Origin of the sequence: Psychrobacter sp. D2, from assembly GCF_013608135.1 — a bacterium.
Classification (GTDB): Bacteria; Pseudomonadota; Gammaproteobacteria; order Pseudomonadales; family Moraxellaceae; genus Psychrobacter; species Psychrobacter cryohalolentis.
Genome location: NZ_JACDXZ010000005.1, coordinates 101,618 through 115,654, shown reverse-complemented (window position 1 = coordinate 115,654; position 14,037 = coordinate 101,618). Strand labels below are relative to the sequence as shown.

The 14,037-nt window shown below is 43.2% G+C and carries 11 protein-coding genes and 1 pseudogene; 1 reads left to right on the top strand and 11 read right to left on the bottom strand.

Annotation, left to right across the window (positions count from 1 at the left end):
- Positions 1 to 10: 10 nt before the first annotated feature.
- The 8 genes and pseudogenes from prpF to H0262_RS08320 form a co-directional block, all read right to left on the bottom strand.
- Complete coding sequence (gene prpF / locus H0262_RS08355; protein WP_181210430.1) at positions 11 to 1,252, bottom strand: 2-methylaconitate cis-trans isomerase PrpF; 1,242 nt, start codon at positions 1,250 to 1,252, stop codon at positions 11 to 13.
- A gap of 80 nt (positions 1,253 to 1,332) precedes the next feature.
- On the bottom strand, positions 1,333 to 1,593 hold the full coding sequence (locus H0262_RS08350; RefSeq protein ID WP_149491611.1) for a Txe/YoeB family addiction module toxin: 261 nt from the start codon (positions 1,591 to 1,593) through the stop codon (positions 1,333 to 1,335).
- A 113-nt stretch (positions 1,594 to 1,706) separates the two neighbouring features.
- A pseudogene (locus H0262_RS08345) lies at positions 1,707 to 1,955 on the bottom strand (type II toxin-antitoxin system Phd/YefM family antitoxin); the annotation flags it as partial.
- 192 nt (positions 1,956 to 2,147) lie between these two features.
- Positions 2,148 to 4,781 (bottom strand): Fe/S-dependent 2-methylisocitrate dehydratase AcnD, encoded by a 2,634-nt coding sequence (gene acnD, locus H0262_RS08340; protein ID WP_220432408.1) that lies wholly within the window; start codon positions 4,779 to 4,781, stop codon positions 2,148 to 2,150.
- Positions 4,782 to 5,030: 249 nt separating this feature from the next.
- Entirely contained in the window at positions 5,031 to 6,158 is a 1,128-nt protein-coding gene (prpC, locus tag H0262_RS08335) for a 2-methylcitrate synthase (RefSeq protein ID WP_011513643.1), read from the bottom strand.
- 115 nt (positions 6,159 to 6,273) lie between these two features.
- Entirely contained in the window at positions 6,274 to 7,164 is an 891-nt protein-coding gene (gene prpB / locus H0262_RS08330) for a methylisocitrate lyase (protein WP_181210427.1), read from the bottom strand.
- Positions 7,165 to 7,535: 371 nt separating this feature from the next.
- A complete protein-coding gene (locus H0262_RS08325; RefSeq protein ID WP_181210426.1) occupies positions 7,536 to 8,822 on the bottom strand; it encodes an NRAMP family divalent metal transporter in 1,287 nt (428 codons plus the stop codon).
- A 346-nt stretch (positions 8,823 to 9,168) separates the two neighbouring features.
- A complete protein-coding gene (locus tag H0262_RS08320; protein ID WP_181210425.1) occupies positions 9,169 to 10,194 on the bottom strand; it encodes a LysR family transcriptional regulator in 1,026 nt (341 codons plus the stop codon).
- A gap of 225 nt (positions 10,195 to 10,419) precedes the next feature.
- Here H0262_RS08320 and H0262_RS08315 point away from each other — a divergent pair, with 225 nt between their 5' ends.
- Positions 10,420 to 11,463, top strand: coding sequence for a hypothetical protein (locus H0262_RS08315; protein ID WP_181210424.1), 1,044 nt, complete (start codon positions 10,420 to 10,422; stop codon positions 11,461 to 11,463).
- 19 nt (positions 11,464 to 11,482) lie between these two features.
- Here H0262_RS08315 and H0262_RS08310 read toward each other — a convergent pair whose 3' ends face one another.
- The 3 genes from H0262_RS08310 to H0262_RS08300 form a co-directional block, all read right to left on the bottom strand.
- Positions 11,483 to 11,824, bottom strand: coding sequence for a DUF3817 domain-containing protein (locus H0262_RS08310; RefSeq protein ID WP_181210423.1), 342 nt, complete (start codon positions 11,822 to 11,824; stop codon positions 11,483 to 11,485).
- A gap of 162 nt (positions 11,825 to 11,986) precedes the next feature.
- On the bottom strand, positions 11,987 to 12,949 hold the full coding sequence (locus tag H0262_RS08305; RefSeq protein ID WP_181210422.1) for an acyltransferase: 963 nt from the start codon (positions 12,947 to 12,949) through the stop codon (positions 11,987 to 11,989).
- A 335-nt stretch (positions 12,950 to 13,284) separates the two neighbouring features.
- On the bottom strand, positions 13,285 to 13,947 hold the full coding sequence (locus H0262_RS08300) for a hypothetical protein (protein ID WP_181210421.1): 663 nt from the start codon (positions 13,945 to 13,947) through the stop codon (positions 13,285 to 13,287).
- Positions 13,948 to 14,037: the final 90 nt, after the last annotated feature.

The following is a 14,037-nucleotide window of genomic DNA, read 5'->3' as shown; positions in this document are numbered from 1 at the left end:
GCTTCCTTAATTAAAAAATATCCGCGGGTACAAACACTTCACCAACCATGATACGACGAGCAGAGCGGCTCATCGAGACTTTTTTGGCTTGCCAGCGTCCATCGACTTGTTCGGTTTTTCCACCTACGAGTAACGTACCTGATGGATGACCAAAACGCACTTCACTAAGCTCGCCTGCACCTGCTGCTTCGTTAACTAGCGTTCCCTGAGTAGTCGCAGCTGCAGCAATCGCTACTGCTGCTGTGCCCATCATGGCATGATGCAATTGACCCATACTCATGGCGCGCACAACGAGATCAATATCTGCTGCATTAACGGCTTTGCCACTTGATGCGCTATAACTTTGCGCAGGAGCTACCCAAGCGATTTTTGGAATATGCTGACTAGCTTGAGCCTCACTGACTTCTTTGAATAAACCCATTGCCACACCGCCTTTGGCGCGGATAGTCTCAAGCTTGGCAAGTAGCTCACCGTCGCTGTTGATATTGCCTTGCAACTCAGTACCCGTAAAGCCTAAATCTACTGCTTTCAGAAAGATAGTTGGGATGCCTGCGCTGATAAAAGTGGCTTTGACGCTGTCGGTAGTTAAGCCACAACCAGATACATCGAAGTCATCGATTAGATTGTTTGTCGGGAACATGTCACTAGATGAATCAACTGGATCGATGAACTCAATTTTGACTTCAGCGGCTGGGAAGGTCACACCGTCTAATTCAAAGTCACCGGTTTCTTGCACTTGTACCTTGCCTTGCTCATCTTGATACACAGGCACGTGAGCGATAATGGTTTTACTGATATTCTCTTGCCAAATATGCACTTCACAGATGCCAGTATTCGCACTATTGGCGATCTTATCAGCATCGATCAGACCCATATTAATCGCACAAGCGCCAACTGAAGCGGTTAAGTTGCCACAGTTTCCCGCCCAATCAATCATTGGCTTGGCGATATTGACTTGTCCAAACAGATAGTTCACGTCGTGATCTGATTTGTCAGAGGCCGATAAAATGACCGTTTTTGACGTGCTGGAGCTGCCATTACCTAAGCCATCGATTTGCTTGCCATAAGGATCTGGGCTACCGATGACACGTAGCAAAAACTTATCACGTGATTCACCAGCAACTTGGCAACGCTCAGGTAAATCAGACAGTTTAAAAAACGTGCCTTTTGACGTGCCACCGCGCATGTAGGTAGCCGGAACTGAGATTTGTGGGGCGAATTTTGGTTTTGATTTAGAATTGGTTTGGGTCACTGTATTAAGTCCTTTTTACATTGTTATAAGATTGGGTATGGTGCCATCAGCAAGTAAACCCGAACGACTAAGAGCGCTTGTTAATAATGATAGCGACAAGAAATAATCGTGAGGTAATTATCATCGACGGCATATACCAACCGATTGGCATCATCGATGCGTCTTGACCAAAATCCGGATAGATTCTCTTTTAGGGGCTCAGGCTTACCAATGCCTTCAAACGGATTACGCTTACATTCGGTGATGAGCTTATTGACACGTTTGAGTGTTTTTTTGTCTTGTGTCTGCCAGTACAAATAGTCCTTCCACGCAGCATCTGTCCATGCTAGTTGCTCACTCATTATCAGACCTTTTACGTTTATTAAAGCCTTTGAGCTCAAGCATTCTCAACGTCGCTATCCGTATGCTCATTGTTATCGCTGCTACCATTACTTTTATCACTGCCTTCTGCCGTATCAATGAGCTCACGCGTAACAGTCTTGCCAGCTTTATATTGGGTAATAGATTCCGCTAAGTGCGCCGCATTGGCAGGAGATTTTAATAGATAGACGGTTTCCATCAGACTATTGTAATAATCAAGCGACATTACAACCGCATCATCAGCGTCACGACGGGTCACGATAGTGGCGTTGGCATCATCGTTTACCGTATCTAGAACGGACTTTAAGTGCTTTCTGGCTTCTGAAAAACTAATGACTCTCACAACATACTCCATAACTTGTACAATATATAGTACATATTACGCCATTAATTAAGTAAACTCAATATTTAGCTACTATCTAATACTTAGGTATAAGTAAGAAGGCTCAGTGTGTAGAATGCAAAAGCAAATAAAAGCCGATGTCATATAAGGTTATACAACATCGGCTCTTTGATTATTTCACACTCATGACACTTACGCGATATCTAACGTGCCATCGATAAACTCTTTGGCAAAGCGCTGTAGCATCCCGCCTGCGTTATACATTTTAACCTCATCAGCGGTATCTAAACGGCAAATGATAGGGGTTTCAGTCGTGCTACCATCAGCACGGTTAATCACCAGCGTCATCATGCCGCCAGCAGAAACTTCGCCTGTGACATCAAAGACTTCCGTACCATCTATATTTAGGGTGTTCCGAGTCGTACCTTTTTCAAACTGCAAAGGTAGTGCGCCCATACCAACCAAGTTTTGACGATGGATACGCTCAAAATCTTCAGCAACGACGACTTCAACACCTGCTAAACGCACACCTTTGGCAGCCCAATCACGGCTTGAGCCTTGACCATAGCCGTCACCTGCGATAATGATCAGCGGCTGTTCACGGTTCATATAGGTTTCGATTGCTTCCCACATGCGCATGACTTGTCCTTGTGGCTCAACCCTAGCAAGCGAACCTTGTATTACTTCACCTTGCTCATCACGTACCATTTCATTCAACAGCTTAGGGTTAGCAAATGTCGCACGCTGAGCCGTTAAATGGTCACCGCGATGGGTTGCATAAGAGTTATAGTCCTCGCTTGGCAGACCCATAGTATCAAGGTACTCGCCAGCTGCTGAGTCGCCCAAAATCGCATTAGACGGTGATAAATGGTCAGTGGTAATATTGTCACCTAATACCGCTAGCGGACGCATACCTTTTAGCTTATTCATCGCTGCCATTTTGCCTTCCCAATAGGGTGGACGACGAATATAAGTGGTCTGATCACGCCAGTTATATAGTGGACTGAGCGCTTTACCCGTATCTTTTTTGGCTTCATCAAACATCGGGATATACACGGCATTGAACTGCTCAGGCTTCACGGCTTTGGCAACGATGGCATCGACTTCGTCATCATCAAACCATATGTCTTTTAGATAAACGTCATTGCCATGTTGGTCTTTACCCAATGAGTCTTTTTCAATATCAAAACGGATATTACCGGCGATAGCATAAGCGATAACCAGTGGCGGTGACGCTAAGAACGCTTGCTTGGCATACGGGTGGATACGACCATCAAAGTTACGGTTACCCGATAATACCGCAGTGGTGAACAGATCGTTATCGATGATTTCTTTTTCGATATCAGGATCAAGCGCGCCACTCATACCATTACAAGTGGTACAAGCAAAGCCAACCACGTCAAAGCCGATTTCTTGTAGCTCAGGCATCAGACCCGCTTCTTCTAGGTACATTTTGACCGTTTTTGAACCTGGTGCTAAAGACGATTTTACCCAAGGCTTACGTAATAAGCCTTTCTTATTAGCATTACGCGCAACGAGGCCAGCAGCAACCATATTGCGCGGGTTAGAAGTATTGGTACAGCTGGTAATTGCGGCGATAATCACGGCACCATCTGGCATTAAGCCATCTTTTGGTTCAGGTAATTTATCACCCTCGCCATGAGCAATTCCTTTCGCAACCAAATCTGTGGTTGACACACGAGCATGCGGACGTGAAGGGCCTGCCATATTACGGACTACTGATGATAGATCAAACTCAAGCACACGTGCATATTCCGCATTTTCCATGCCGTCAGCCCATAGACCGGTCTGCTTGGCATATTGCTCAACCAGTTTAATTTGTGCTTCACTACGACCTGTTAAGCGTAGGTAGTCAATGGTTTGCTCATCGATATAGAACATCGCTGCGGTTGCGCCATATTCTGGGGTCATGTTTGAGATAGAAGCACGGTCACCGACGCTTAATTGGCGTGCCCCTTCACCGAAGAATTCAATATATGTAGATACCACGCCTGCATCACGCAAGAACTCGGTCATAGCCAATACCAAATCGGTACCAGTAATGCCTCTTTGTAATTTACCAGTTAGCTTAACACCTACATAATCAGGGAGACGCATATAAGACGGGTTACCAAGCATGACGCTTTCCGCTTCAAGCCCGCCAACACCGATTGAGATAACGCCTAAGGCATCAACCATCGGCGTATGACTATCGGTACCGACCAAGGTATCGGCAAACGCCACTTGTTCACCGGCTTTATTCTTTACTACTTGCACAACCGGCGACATTTTCTCTAGGTTAATTTGATGCATGATGCCGTTACCAGGCGGTACGACGTTCACGTTATCAAAGGCATACTGACACCAGTTGATAAAGTGGAAACGGTCATCGTTACGGCGCTCTTCGATAGCGCGGTTTTTCTCAAAGGCGTTTTCTTCAAAACCTGCATGCTCAACGGCCAATGAATGGTCAACAATTAATTGTGTTGGAACAATCGGATTCACTTTAGATGGGTCACCGCCTTGCTCAGCGATGGCATCACGGAGACCTGCCAAGTCAACAAACGCGGTCTGACCTAAGATGTCATGACAAACGACGCGGGCAGGGTACCAAGGAAAATCTAGGTCTTGCTTGCCCTCGATATGCTGCTTAAGCGCTGCGGTTAAATCTTCTGGTGGGCAGCGGCGTACCAAGTTTTCACACAATACTTTTGAGCAGAACGGTAGCTTGTTATACGCGCCAGCTTCGATATTTTCGATTGCTTCACGGGTATCAAAGTAATACAAATCTGTGTCAGGTAATGGCTTTTTAAAGGGTTCATTCATCGGTTGTACAAGGGCGTTGTCCATAAGTCACCTTTAGCTGTTGGGTGGTTTAAATTCAAAAAATAGTCATTCTTTTAGCAAAATCATCAGTGAAATGAGACGTTAGAAGAGGGCTTTGCTAAAAAAACATGGTTAAAAAGACAGTGAGGTTATTAAGAAAAGGTTTAACTACTAAATTGTTGTATATGTTTAGCAGTTAAGCCGGCTATCTCGCATAAGTATTTATGCGAGATAGTAAATACTTATGGATTAACGCGCGCTCATCTCTGGTACTGGGCGCAGCTCTTCGCCAGTATATTCCGCACTTGGGCGAATGATACGGTTGTTAGCACGTTGCTCAAACACGTGTGCGGCCCAGCCTGTTAGACGCGAGCAAACAAAGATTGGCGTGAACAGTTTGGTTGGAATACCCATAAAGTGATAGGCAGACGCATGGAAAAAGTCAGCATTACAGAAGAGTTTTTTCTCGCGCCACATCACTTCTTCACAGCGTACTGATACTGGATATAGCACTTCATCACCAACATCTGCTGCCAGTTTTTCAGCCCAACCCTTAATCACAACATTACGCGGATCTGATTCGCTATAGATAGCATGACCAAAGCCCATAATCTTATCTTTACGCGCCAGCATTGCCATCATCTCAGACTCTGCTTGATCAGGAGAGGTAAATCCTTCAATCATATCCATCGCAGCTTCGTTGGCGCCGCCATGCAAATGACCGCGTAATGAGCCAATCGCGCCAGTGATACAAGAATGGATATCAGATAGGGTAGAGGCACAGACGCGCGCGGTAAAGGTCGAAGCATTAAACTCATGCTCAGCATAAAGAATCAGTGATACGTTCATTACCTTAGTATGTAGCTCGTTTGGTTTTTCACCTTTAAGCAGATGTAAGAAATGACCGCCAATCGTATCATCGTCGGTTTCAGTTTCGATGCGCACATTGTCGTGGGTAAAGCGATACCAGTAATTGATGATTGATGGGAAAACCGCCAGCATACGGTCGGTTTTATCGTTCTCTTGTGAGAAGTCAGTTTCCATCTCAAGGTTACCAAGCATCGAGCAACCGGTACGTAATACGTCCATCGGATGGGCATCTGCAGGAATACGCTCAAGCACATCTTTTAATGCTTGTGGTAAGCCACGTAAACCTTTCAATTTAGTTTGATAAGCATCAAGCTCGCTTTGGGTAGGCAAGTTGCCGTATAGCAACATATAAGCGACTTCTTCAAAGATGCACTTGTCTGCCAATTCTGAGACATCATAACCACGATAAGTCAGACCTGATCCTGATTTACCAACGGTAGATAGAGCCGTCTTACCTGCTACTTGACCACGTAAACCTGCGCCTGAAAGTTCTTTCTGTGCTGCCATGATAAATTCCTTTTGTTGGTAGCTTGTGTTGGATAAAATATAAAGGTACTGCAAATATTAGATAATGCGCTGGTATGTTCATTGATAGAAAAACCAACGCTTTTAACCACTAAGACTACTTATTATCTGCAAACAGTTTGTCTAGGGTTTGTTCAAACTCATGATAGTTTAAGAAGTCATACAGCTCCATACGGGTTTGCATCGTGTCAACAACTTTGTCTTGTGTGCCATCAGTCAATAGATGCTGATATACGTTTAATGCCGCTTTGTTCATCGCACGGAAGGCTGACAACGGATAAAGCACCATATCAACACCTACCGCATATAACTGCTCGGTGGTATATAGATCGGTTTGACCAAATTCGGTCATATTAGCTAGGACTGGAATATCAAGCACATCGGTAAACTTACGGTACATCTCAATATCCGTTAGTGCTTCCGCAAAAATCATATCAGCACCAGCTTCTTGAAAAGCAACCGCGCGCTCAACCGCTGCATCAAGACCTTCGACAGATAGGGCGTCGGTACGTGCCATCACCACAAAATCTTTGTCCGTCTTGGCATCAAGTGCCGCTTTTAGGCGATCAACCATTTCTGAGATACTAACAATTTCTTTATTTGGACGATGACCACAACGCTTTTGCGCCACTTGGTCTTCGATATGAACCGCCGCCACACCGGCTTTTTCCATTTTACGAATGGTTTGAGCAATATTAAATGCACCACCAAAACCGGTGTCAATATCAACCAATAATGGCGTATCAACCGCATCGGTAATACGGCGCGCATCTTCTAAGACGTTATCAAGGCTAGTCATACCCAAGTCTGGCAAGCCAAATGAGGCATTGGCCACGCCAGCACCAGAGAGATACAAGGCTTGATGACCAACTTGAGTTGCCATCATTGCTGTATAAGCGTTAATCGCGCCAGCAATCTGTAGCGGTTGATTATTATCATTTTTTTGTTTCAGTGCACTGCGAAAGCGAGCGCCAGCTGATAGGGTCATGTCGTGGTCCTTACGTGGAGGGAGGATCTTGTCGTTGTCATTCGCGATTCAATCGTTGTGCTTGATTATAACCAATTATCCAGGACTGCAAAGCGGGATTTTCATTCAACTGTTAATATAAGTTAAATTAACAAATTAAATATATTAATACTATTTAATTAATGGATAATGCTATCCAATAAATAGAGGTTTATATCTATTAGTATTCATAACGTATCAAACGCTGTATTTCTCCTAATTAAATATTTACATCTAGTTACAATTATATCTATAAGCATTTCATTTTTGTCTACAAAAAAGCCCTCTTAGTCTGGCTAAAAGGGCTTTTACTCTATCGAGTCTATTATCAGCTAGATGGCTAACCTTTATTTTTAACCAATAATACCTGCAAGGCTAGCTAGGAATAACAAGGTAAAGCCACCTAAGAATACAAGCCCTGCAATCGAATAGGCGTTCATACCAGCTGATAGCTTTTTATGGTTTTTCACGAGCGAGTAGTTTAACCAACCAAAGATAGGCGCGGATATAAAGGCAGATATCATCGCAAACTTCAGCATAGCGCCTAATTGTCCTGCAAAGAAGCTAATAATCAAAAGACCGCCACCGATAGCATAGGTGGTCCAAAAAGCGATTTGCTTTTTGTTAATCTCGTCTTCACCTTTTAGTAAGCGCCAGCATTCGGCATTAGCGCGACCATAACCGTCTGCACAAGTAATCGTCGTGCCAAACATACACATAAAGGCGACAAAGGCGACCAGTAGTCTTGACCATTCACCGATAGTGGCTGTATACATATTGATAAGCTGATCAATATAAGCGACACCTGCGGTTTGAATCTCTTGACCTGAGCCGTATTGTACGAAAACGCCCAACGCTAAAAAGAACAAGGCTAAAATAGCAGAGACTAAGAAACCTACATTAAAATCCAGTAACCCCTGACGATGAGTGGTATTGTCAGCTTTTCTTTTCGCTGATGTCCACATTGAGGTGATGGCAGCGAACTCAAGTGGTGCTGGCATCCAACCCATGAGTGCAACAATAAATCCTAAAGTCGCCAAGTTCCAAGGAGAGGCAGGGACAAAATCCGCCACCATAACAGTCGGTTTACCAGCAGCAATCATTACCGCTAACACGGTTGCGGATACGAGCGCAATCATAATCCACTTAGTCACGCCGTCAAGCAGTTTGTAATGACCAGCAATCAGAAAAAACCAACATATAGCAACGATAATGACAGCTAAGGCAATACTTGATAGTCCTACAGATGCGGGCAGCATAAAGCCCAATATCACTGCCGCAAGCAATGTCACAGCCCCCGTACTAATCACCGCTGATAAAATAGATAGGATAAAATAAATCCAGAGATAGGCTTTTGAGCGTTTGGCATAGCCTGCGATTAAGCTCTCGCCAGTGTCGTATACATAATCGGTGGCAAAGCGGAAGAACGGATACTTAAAGACGTTGGCTAATATAATCATAATCGCCAGCTGCCAGCCATATAACGCGCCAGCCTGTGTCGATGAAATCAGATGCGAGCCGCCAATAGCAGCAGTCGCCATCAAAATACCGGGACCAAAGATTCGCCAGCTAAAGCCTTCTTGCTGCGCAGGGAGAGTATCGCCTGTGGCGCTTGGGTTATTGAGTGGTTGTGTGGTCATGCTTACCTCGAAATGGTTAAAACGGCAAATCATCACTTACCTGTGTCAGTTTGCCAATGATCATGAGCGCATCGCTTAATACTATTCATTAGTACTGTTTATGAGTACTGTTTATGAGTACTGTTTATGAGTACTGTTTATGAGTACTGTTTCTTAAAACGATTTGTCTTGTATCGACTTTAGCACACCAATCCGGTTTAGTAGAATGATTATTCATATAATTATTACTTATTTTTTGCATAGCCATTCCTGATAGTTAGCATAATTAAATATAAATATCAAGATTTATCAATGGCTATTTTTTCGGGCTTCTTTATACCACAATTATGACTCAATATCTGATAATTTAGCGCTGAGATTCAAATTTTAGCCGGCGGTAAGTAATGCCGCGCTGCTCATAGACATGATAAGTCGCACGCAATAAGTCAGGAATATGAGGATGCACAAAATCCTTAAGTGTATGCAGATAAATAGGTGAGGTGACGTTTTCGTGGATGAGACGCTGATAGCTGATCTGCTCCGTACGCACTGTCTTTAAACTGGCAGGTACTAAGGTGATGCCTTCGCCCGCCGCTACTAACCCGAGTGCCACTTGCAAGTCACTGACGGTGGTGGTCATAAATGGAGAGATGCCGTACTGTGCAAATAAATATAGTAAAGGCTCTGTTATCTGCTCAACAGTAGAGGCTTGATGATGGCTCGTATTATTTTTCTTATTCTGACCCAAGGTTTTAGGAGTCCCTGTGCTTGATACCGTTTCTGGCATTGTAGATACAGGCAAGTGGGTTTGATGATAGAGAATCAGGCGGTTATTGGCCAAATCGATCAAGCGTTGCTCGCGCACATTGGCAAGCGGATGGGCTTTGGGGAGGGCAACGACATAGCGCTCGTGGCGTAACAGTATTTGCTGTATCCATGGGTCTTGATGGGCAAAGCGTCCAAAACCAATATCGATGTCACCAGATTTGAGCGCATCCATTTGCTGATAGGAGCTGATGTCCTTTAGGTTGACGTCAATCTCAGGATTGGACTGCTTCAGTCTGGCGATAATCTCAGGTAGCAACCCATACAATATAGAGGGCACAAAACCGATATTTAATGCGCTGCTAGGGGCAGATAAGCGCTGGGTCATACCAACAACCGTATCGACTTCTGTCAGTATGGTACTGATTTTATCGTAAAAGAACGTGCCAGCTTCTGTTAAGTGTAGCGGTCTGTGATAACGATCAACCAACATCACGCCCATATCTGTCTCAAGTTGCTTGAGCAAACGGCTTAAACTCGGCTGTGACAGTCCGATTTTGGTAGCGGCTGCACTAAAGCTCCTAAGCTCGGCAACGGCAATAAACGCATTGAGCTGCTTTAAATCCATGTTTTATGCTCATTTATCTGTCATATCATGTCGATTGATGAAGCGGATACTACTGTATTTTATATCAATAACAGCAAAACTAGAAAATTATGCTTGAAGCATACGAGTTGACACTCTATATTGTTTATTAACGATAGCGTTACACTTTAGCAAACTAATAATTTTTACCCTTCATTCTAGCAGTCATCTACGGTTTCGTGGCATAAACTGGTTTGGTATCACTTCATGAGCGACAAAAAAGACAAGCAAAGCGCCGATTTAGAGGCAAACTTAGCAAAAATCGCTAATACGAAGCCACGACTGCGTAATCGTAAACATAATATTTATGAGCGTTATATCACTCGTGTTGAAAGCGCAGAGACTATTGAAAGTACTATCGAGAATACAGAAAATGAGAGCGAGCCAACTGTCACCAATACTGATGCTTATGATGAGACTGATGCCGGTCTTAGGGCAAGTCTACTGGACAGTCCTGTTCAGCCGCACATATTACAACCGCTTAAAAACGCTGACAAGCTGTCATCCTATGAGCCACTAAGTGCAGCAGAACTAGAGTTATTTGGCAGCCAAGAGCAAGATAATGTGGAAAATACAGCAGGGTTACAGATATCTGATAACGCGAGCACATCGGTAAGCTTAGACTTCTCTGATGAAGATGAGAAGGTTATACACCCTTTAATGACAACAGAGGCGACTGATAACGCAGCTTCTACAGTTAAAGATGAAGATACTGAGGTAAATGATAGCGCTTATATTGATGAACCTATCAGCCCTGCACCTTTAACAACTTTGCCCATCAAAAAATCGAAAAAAAAGAAAGCGGTAAAATCAATACAAACGCAGAAGAGTAGTAAAAAGCCGCTCATTATCGGTATGGTGCTTGGTTCACTCATGATTTCTGGTGCTGTATTCACGTTAATTGCGACTGGTTTCTTGTCTGCCGGCACTACGTCTACAGCGTTAAATGAAGCTGGCACGCCTATTAATGAAAACGTGACTCAGACAAGCCCGGTCACCAAACAAACAGCTACTGACACTGAAATGAACACCACTGAGAAAAATGTTGTGGTAGAGGCTAATACGCCACCTGCTGTCATTGAAGTGCCCAGTGACTCTGACCCTGCCAAATCATCAAACCCCAAGCCTGAAACGAACGCAATGAATAATAATGAGGCAGCTGCTAGTACGTCAACATCCAAGCCTGCCATCACATACGAAGATTTTAGAGAAGAGTCACAAAACACGCTATATCGTGAAACCAATGATTAGCGTCATAAAAACTCTTGTCTTAAATAACTTTCTTGCTTTTCTTTAGGCTTTTTTTTAACCAATGGTCAAATATGAACGGACCAAAGGGTAAGAACGAGCCAAGCACGCCGGCAGGGATCGCCCATATAGGCATTTTTATCTTGACGGCTGTGCCCATGAGTACAACAATATAGGCGATGAATAAGCCACCGTGAGCCATACCGATATATTTCACCCCTTCTGGAATGTCCATTATGTACTTTAGTGGCATAGCGATGCAGAGCAACAGTAAAAACGAGGTGCCTTCTAAATAACCTATCGTCGTAAGCATTTTTAATGCTGTATTTTGTTCTGTTGTAAGATTAGAGGCGGTTTCAAACATGACACTGTATTTTCCTTTTGTCATCGACATATAAGGCATGGTCGTTTAACGAGGTAACCAATAATAGCAGCCGTAGGTTACTATTATTGCCTTTAGTGAAAAAACCAATAGAACGGTCAATATATGTGCAAATAAAACAGATTAAGTTAAAAAGCTTGCAAGCTAAGCATCAAGGGCAGGGGGCTTACTTTCAAATTCAGAAAGCATCTTAGTAATGAGCTGGTCTTTTTGCTGCCAAACTTGCTCAACCCAATCAAACATTTCTGCTTTTATCGCCTCATCAGTCTCATAGCCGCCATTTTGAACACTGGCAAATAAGTCATCAGGCATCTTAATATGTCTGACATCGACGCCCAGACGCTTGATATTGCCTTTCCATAAGTCGCCATATGTCGGCACACCATCAGGATAGACGATGGTCATATCTAAAATACCATCGATGTCTTCGCCAAGCGCACTAATCGCTAGTGACAAACCGCCCGCTCTTGGTTTAAGCAAATGCGTATAAGGCGACTGCTGCTTATCCCGTTTTACGGTGGTAAAACGTGTGCCTTCTAGATAATTTAACAGTGTAAAAGGCTTGTCTTTCAGCAATGCACAAGCACGTTTTGCTTCTTCGATATCTTTGCCTTTTAAGGCAGGATTTTTCGCAATCGCCTCTTTAGAGTGTCGACGCATCATTGGAAAATCGAGAAAATAGAAAGCTTGACCAATAACTGGAATATATATCAGCTCAAACTTGGTAAAAAATCGCGTCAATGGCAAACGCTTTTCACTAATATATTGCACGATACTGGTATCAACCCATGATTGGTGATTACTTACCAATAAATACTTGCCTTCGGTATGGATATCGTCAGGTAGGCTGATACGCCAGTCTTTATCCGGCAGAATGTTATCGATCATCGCGTTATTGCTGTTAATCCAATAGTTGGTCACATCAATGACCGCTTTATCAGCAATCGCTGCACCAGTAACAGCTTTGGCTGCACCCATAATCCATACAGGGGGACCTGCCAACATACTATTAAAAGTAATAACGCCTGTTGCTGTGGTCAGCGAAGCGATTTTGCCAAGTTTAGGATTGCGTTCATGTAGTTTTTGAACGAATGATTTGAATCGCATGTTAAATCCTCTTAACCTTACATATTATAAGTGGTTAGTAACGTATTGGCATAATACTAGCAGAAATCGATAGGCGTGTTTACGTAATTGGTTTGGCGTTACATTTCACCGTTAGTCGTGGATATACCCGATAGACGTCAATCGTATTTGATTTATTTTTATATCAAACTAGGTTTATAATGTACCGTTAATATTTAGAGGGTTTACAGTCGATGATCGACACGAACACTCTTGAGCTTACGACAAGCCAAAAACAATAAAAAATCCAGTGCTAAATACTTAACACTGGATCAATAAGACCAATCAATCAAAGTACCAATTACTCAAAGTACCAATCAGCCTTGTAGCTGGTCAATCATACCTTGGTATTTGTCTTTTTTCACAGCAATCTTACTACGCTCTTCTTCTGCATTGTCTACCGATCCTTCAGAGTCTGCCACTTTCTTATCAAAAGCTTCTAACTCGGCAGTTTTGGCATCTAAAAGTCTGTTAAGCATAATAGCAACCGCTTTTTCAGAAACGTCGAGCGTCATATTAGAAGCTTCAGACGTAAAATCCTCTTTAAGCTTAGCAGCCCATTGATAGATATTAGCTATCGTCGCACTATGCTTGTCCTCATGCTTGTCTTCATTTTCAGAATCAGACTTATCCTCTTCGTCAGATTTCGCTTCTTTTTTGTCAGAAATAAAGTCATCTTTGAGCTTAGAAGCCCATTGATAGATGTTCGCTATCGTCGTACTGTGCTTATCTTCTTTGGCAGAATTGTCATCTTGATCGTCTTTATTGGACTCATCATCCTTGCCAGACTTAGTTTCTTCATCAACCTCATAGTCTTTGTCAGCATTGTAATCTTCAAAATCACCGTCTTCATAAACGACAGTATCACCTTTTACTACTTCTACGCCTGTTACCGCATCATTTGAAGGCGTTGTCGCTGCACTCTCAAGAGACTCTAAGGCATTTTTAATGTTATCGTTATTAGTAGACTTGTCAGACATGATTTATGATCCTTTTAATGGCATTAAGTGAAATATATTTACCGCCAATATTATGCCAGTACAATTTTTTATTCAGTATCTTAATGTAAA

Bases quoted from the DNA above. Each gene is read 5' to 3' on its own strand.
- H0262_RS08350 (WP_149491611.1), bottom strand. From the start codon at position 1,593: ATGAGTGAGCAACTAGCATGGACAGATGCTGCGTGGAAGGACTATTTG.
- acnD (WP_220432408.1), bottom strand. From the start codon at position 4,781: ATGAATGAACCCTTTAAAAAGCCATTACCTGACACAGATTTGTATTAC.
- prpC (WP_011513643.1), bottom strand. From the start codon at position 6,158: ATGGCAGCACAGAAAGAACTTTCAGGCGCAGGTTTACGTGGTCAAGTA.
- prpB (WP_181210427.1), bottom strand. From the start codon at position 7,164: ATGACCCTATCAGCTGGCGCTCGCTTTCGCAGTGCACTGAAACAAAAA.
- H0262_RS08325 (WP_181210426.1), bottom strand. From the start codon at position 8,822: ATGACCACACAACCACTCAATAACCCAAGCGCCACAGGCGATACTCTC.
- H0262_RS08320 (WP_181210425.1), bottom strand. From the start codon at position 10,194: ATGGATTTAAAGCAGCTCAATGCGTTTATTGCCGTTGCCGAGCTTAGG.
- H0262_RS08315 (WP_181210424.1), top strand. From the start codon at position 10,420: ATGAGCGACAAAAAAGACAAGCAAAGCGCCGATTTAGAGGCAAACTTA.
- H0262_RS08310 (WP_181210423.1), bottom strand. From the start codon at position 11,824: ATGTTTGAAACCGCCTCTAATCTTACAACAGAACAAAATACAGCATTA.
- H0262_RS08305 (WP_181210422.1), bottom strand. From the start codon at position 12,949: ATGCGATTCAAATCATTCGTTCAAAAACTACATGAACGCAATCCTAAA.
- H0262_RS08300 (WP_181210421.1), bottom strand. From the start codon at position 13,947: ATGTCTGACAAGTCTACTAATAACGATAACATTAAAAATGCCTTAGAG.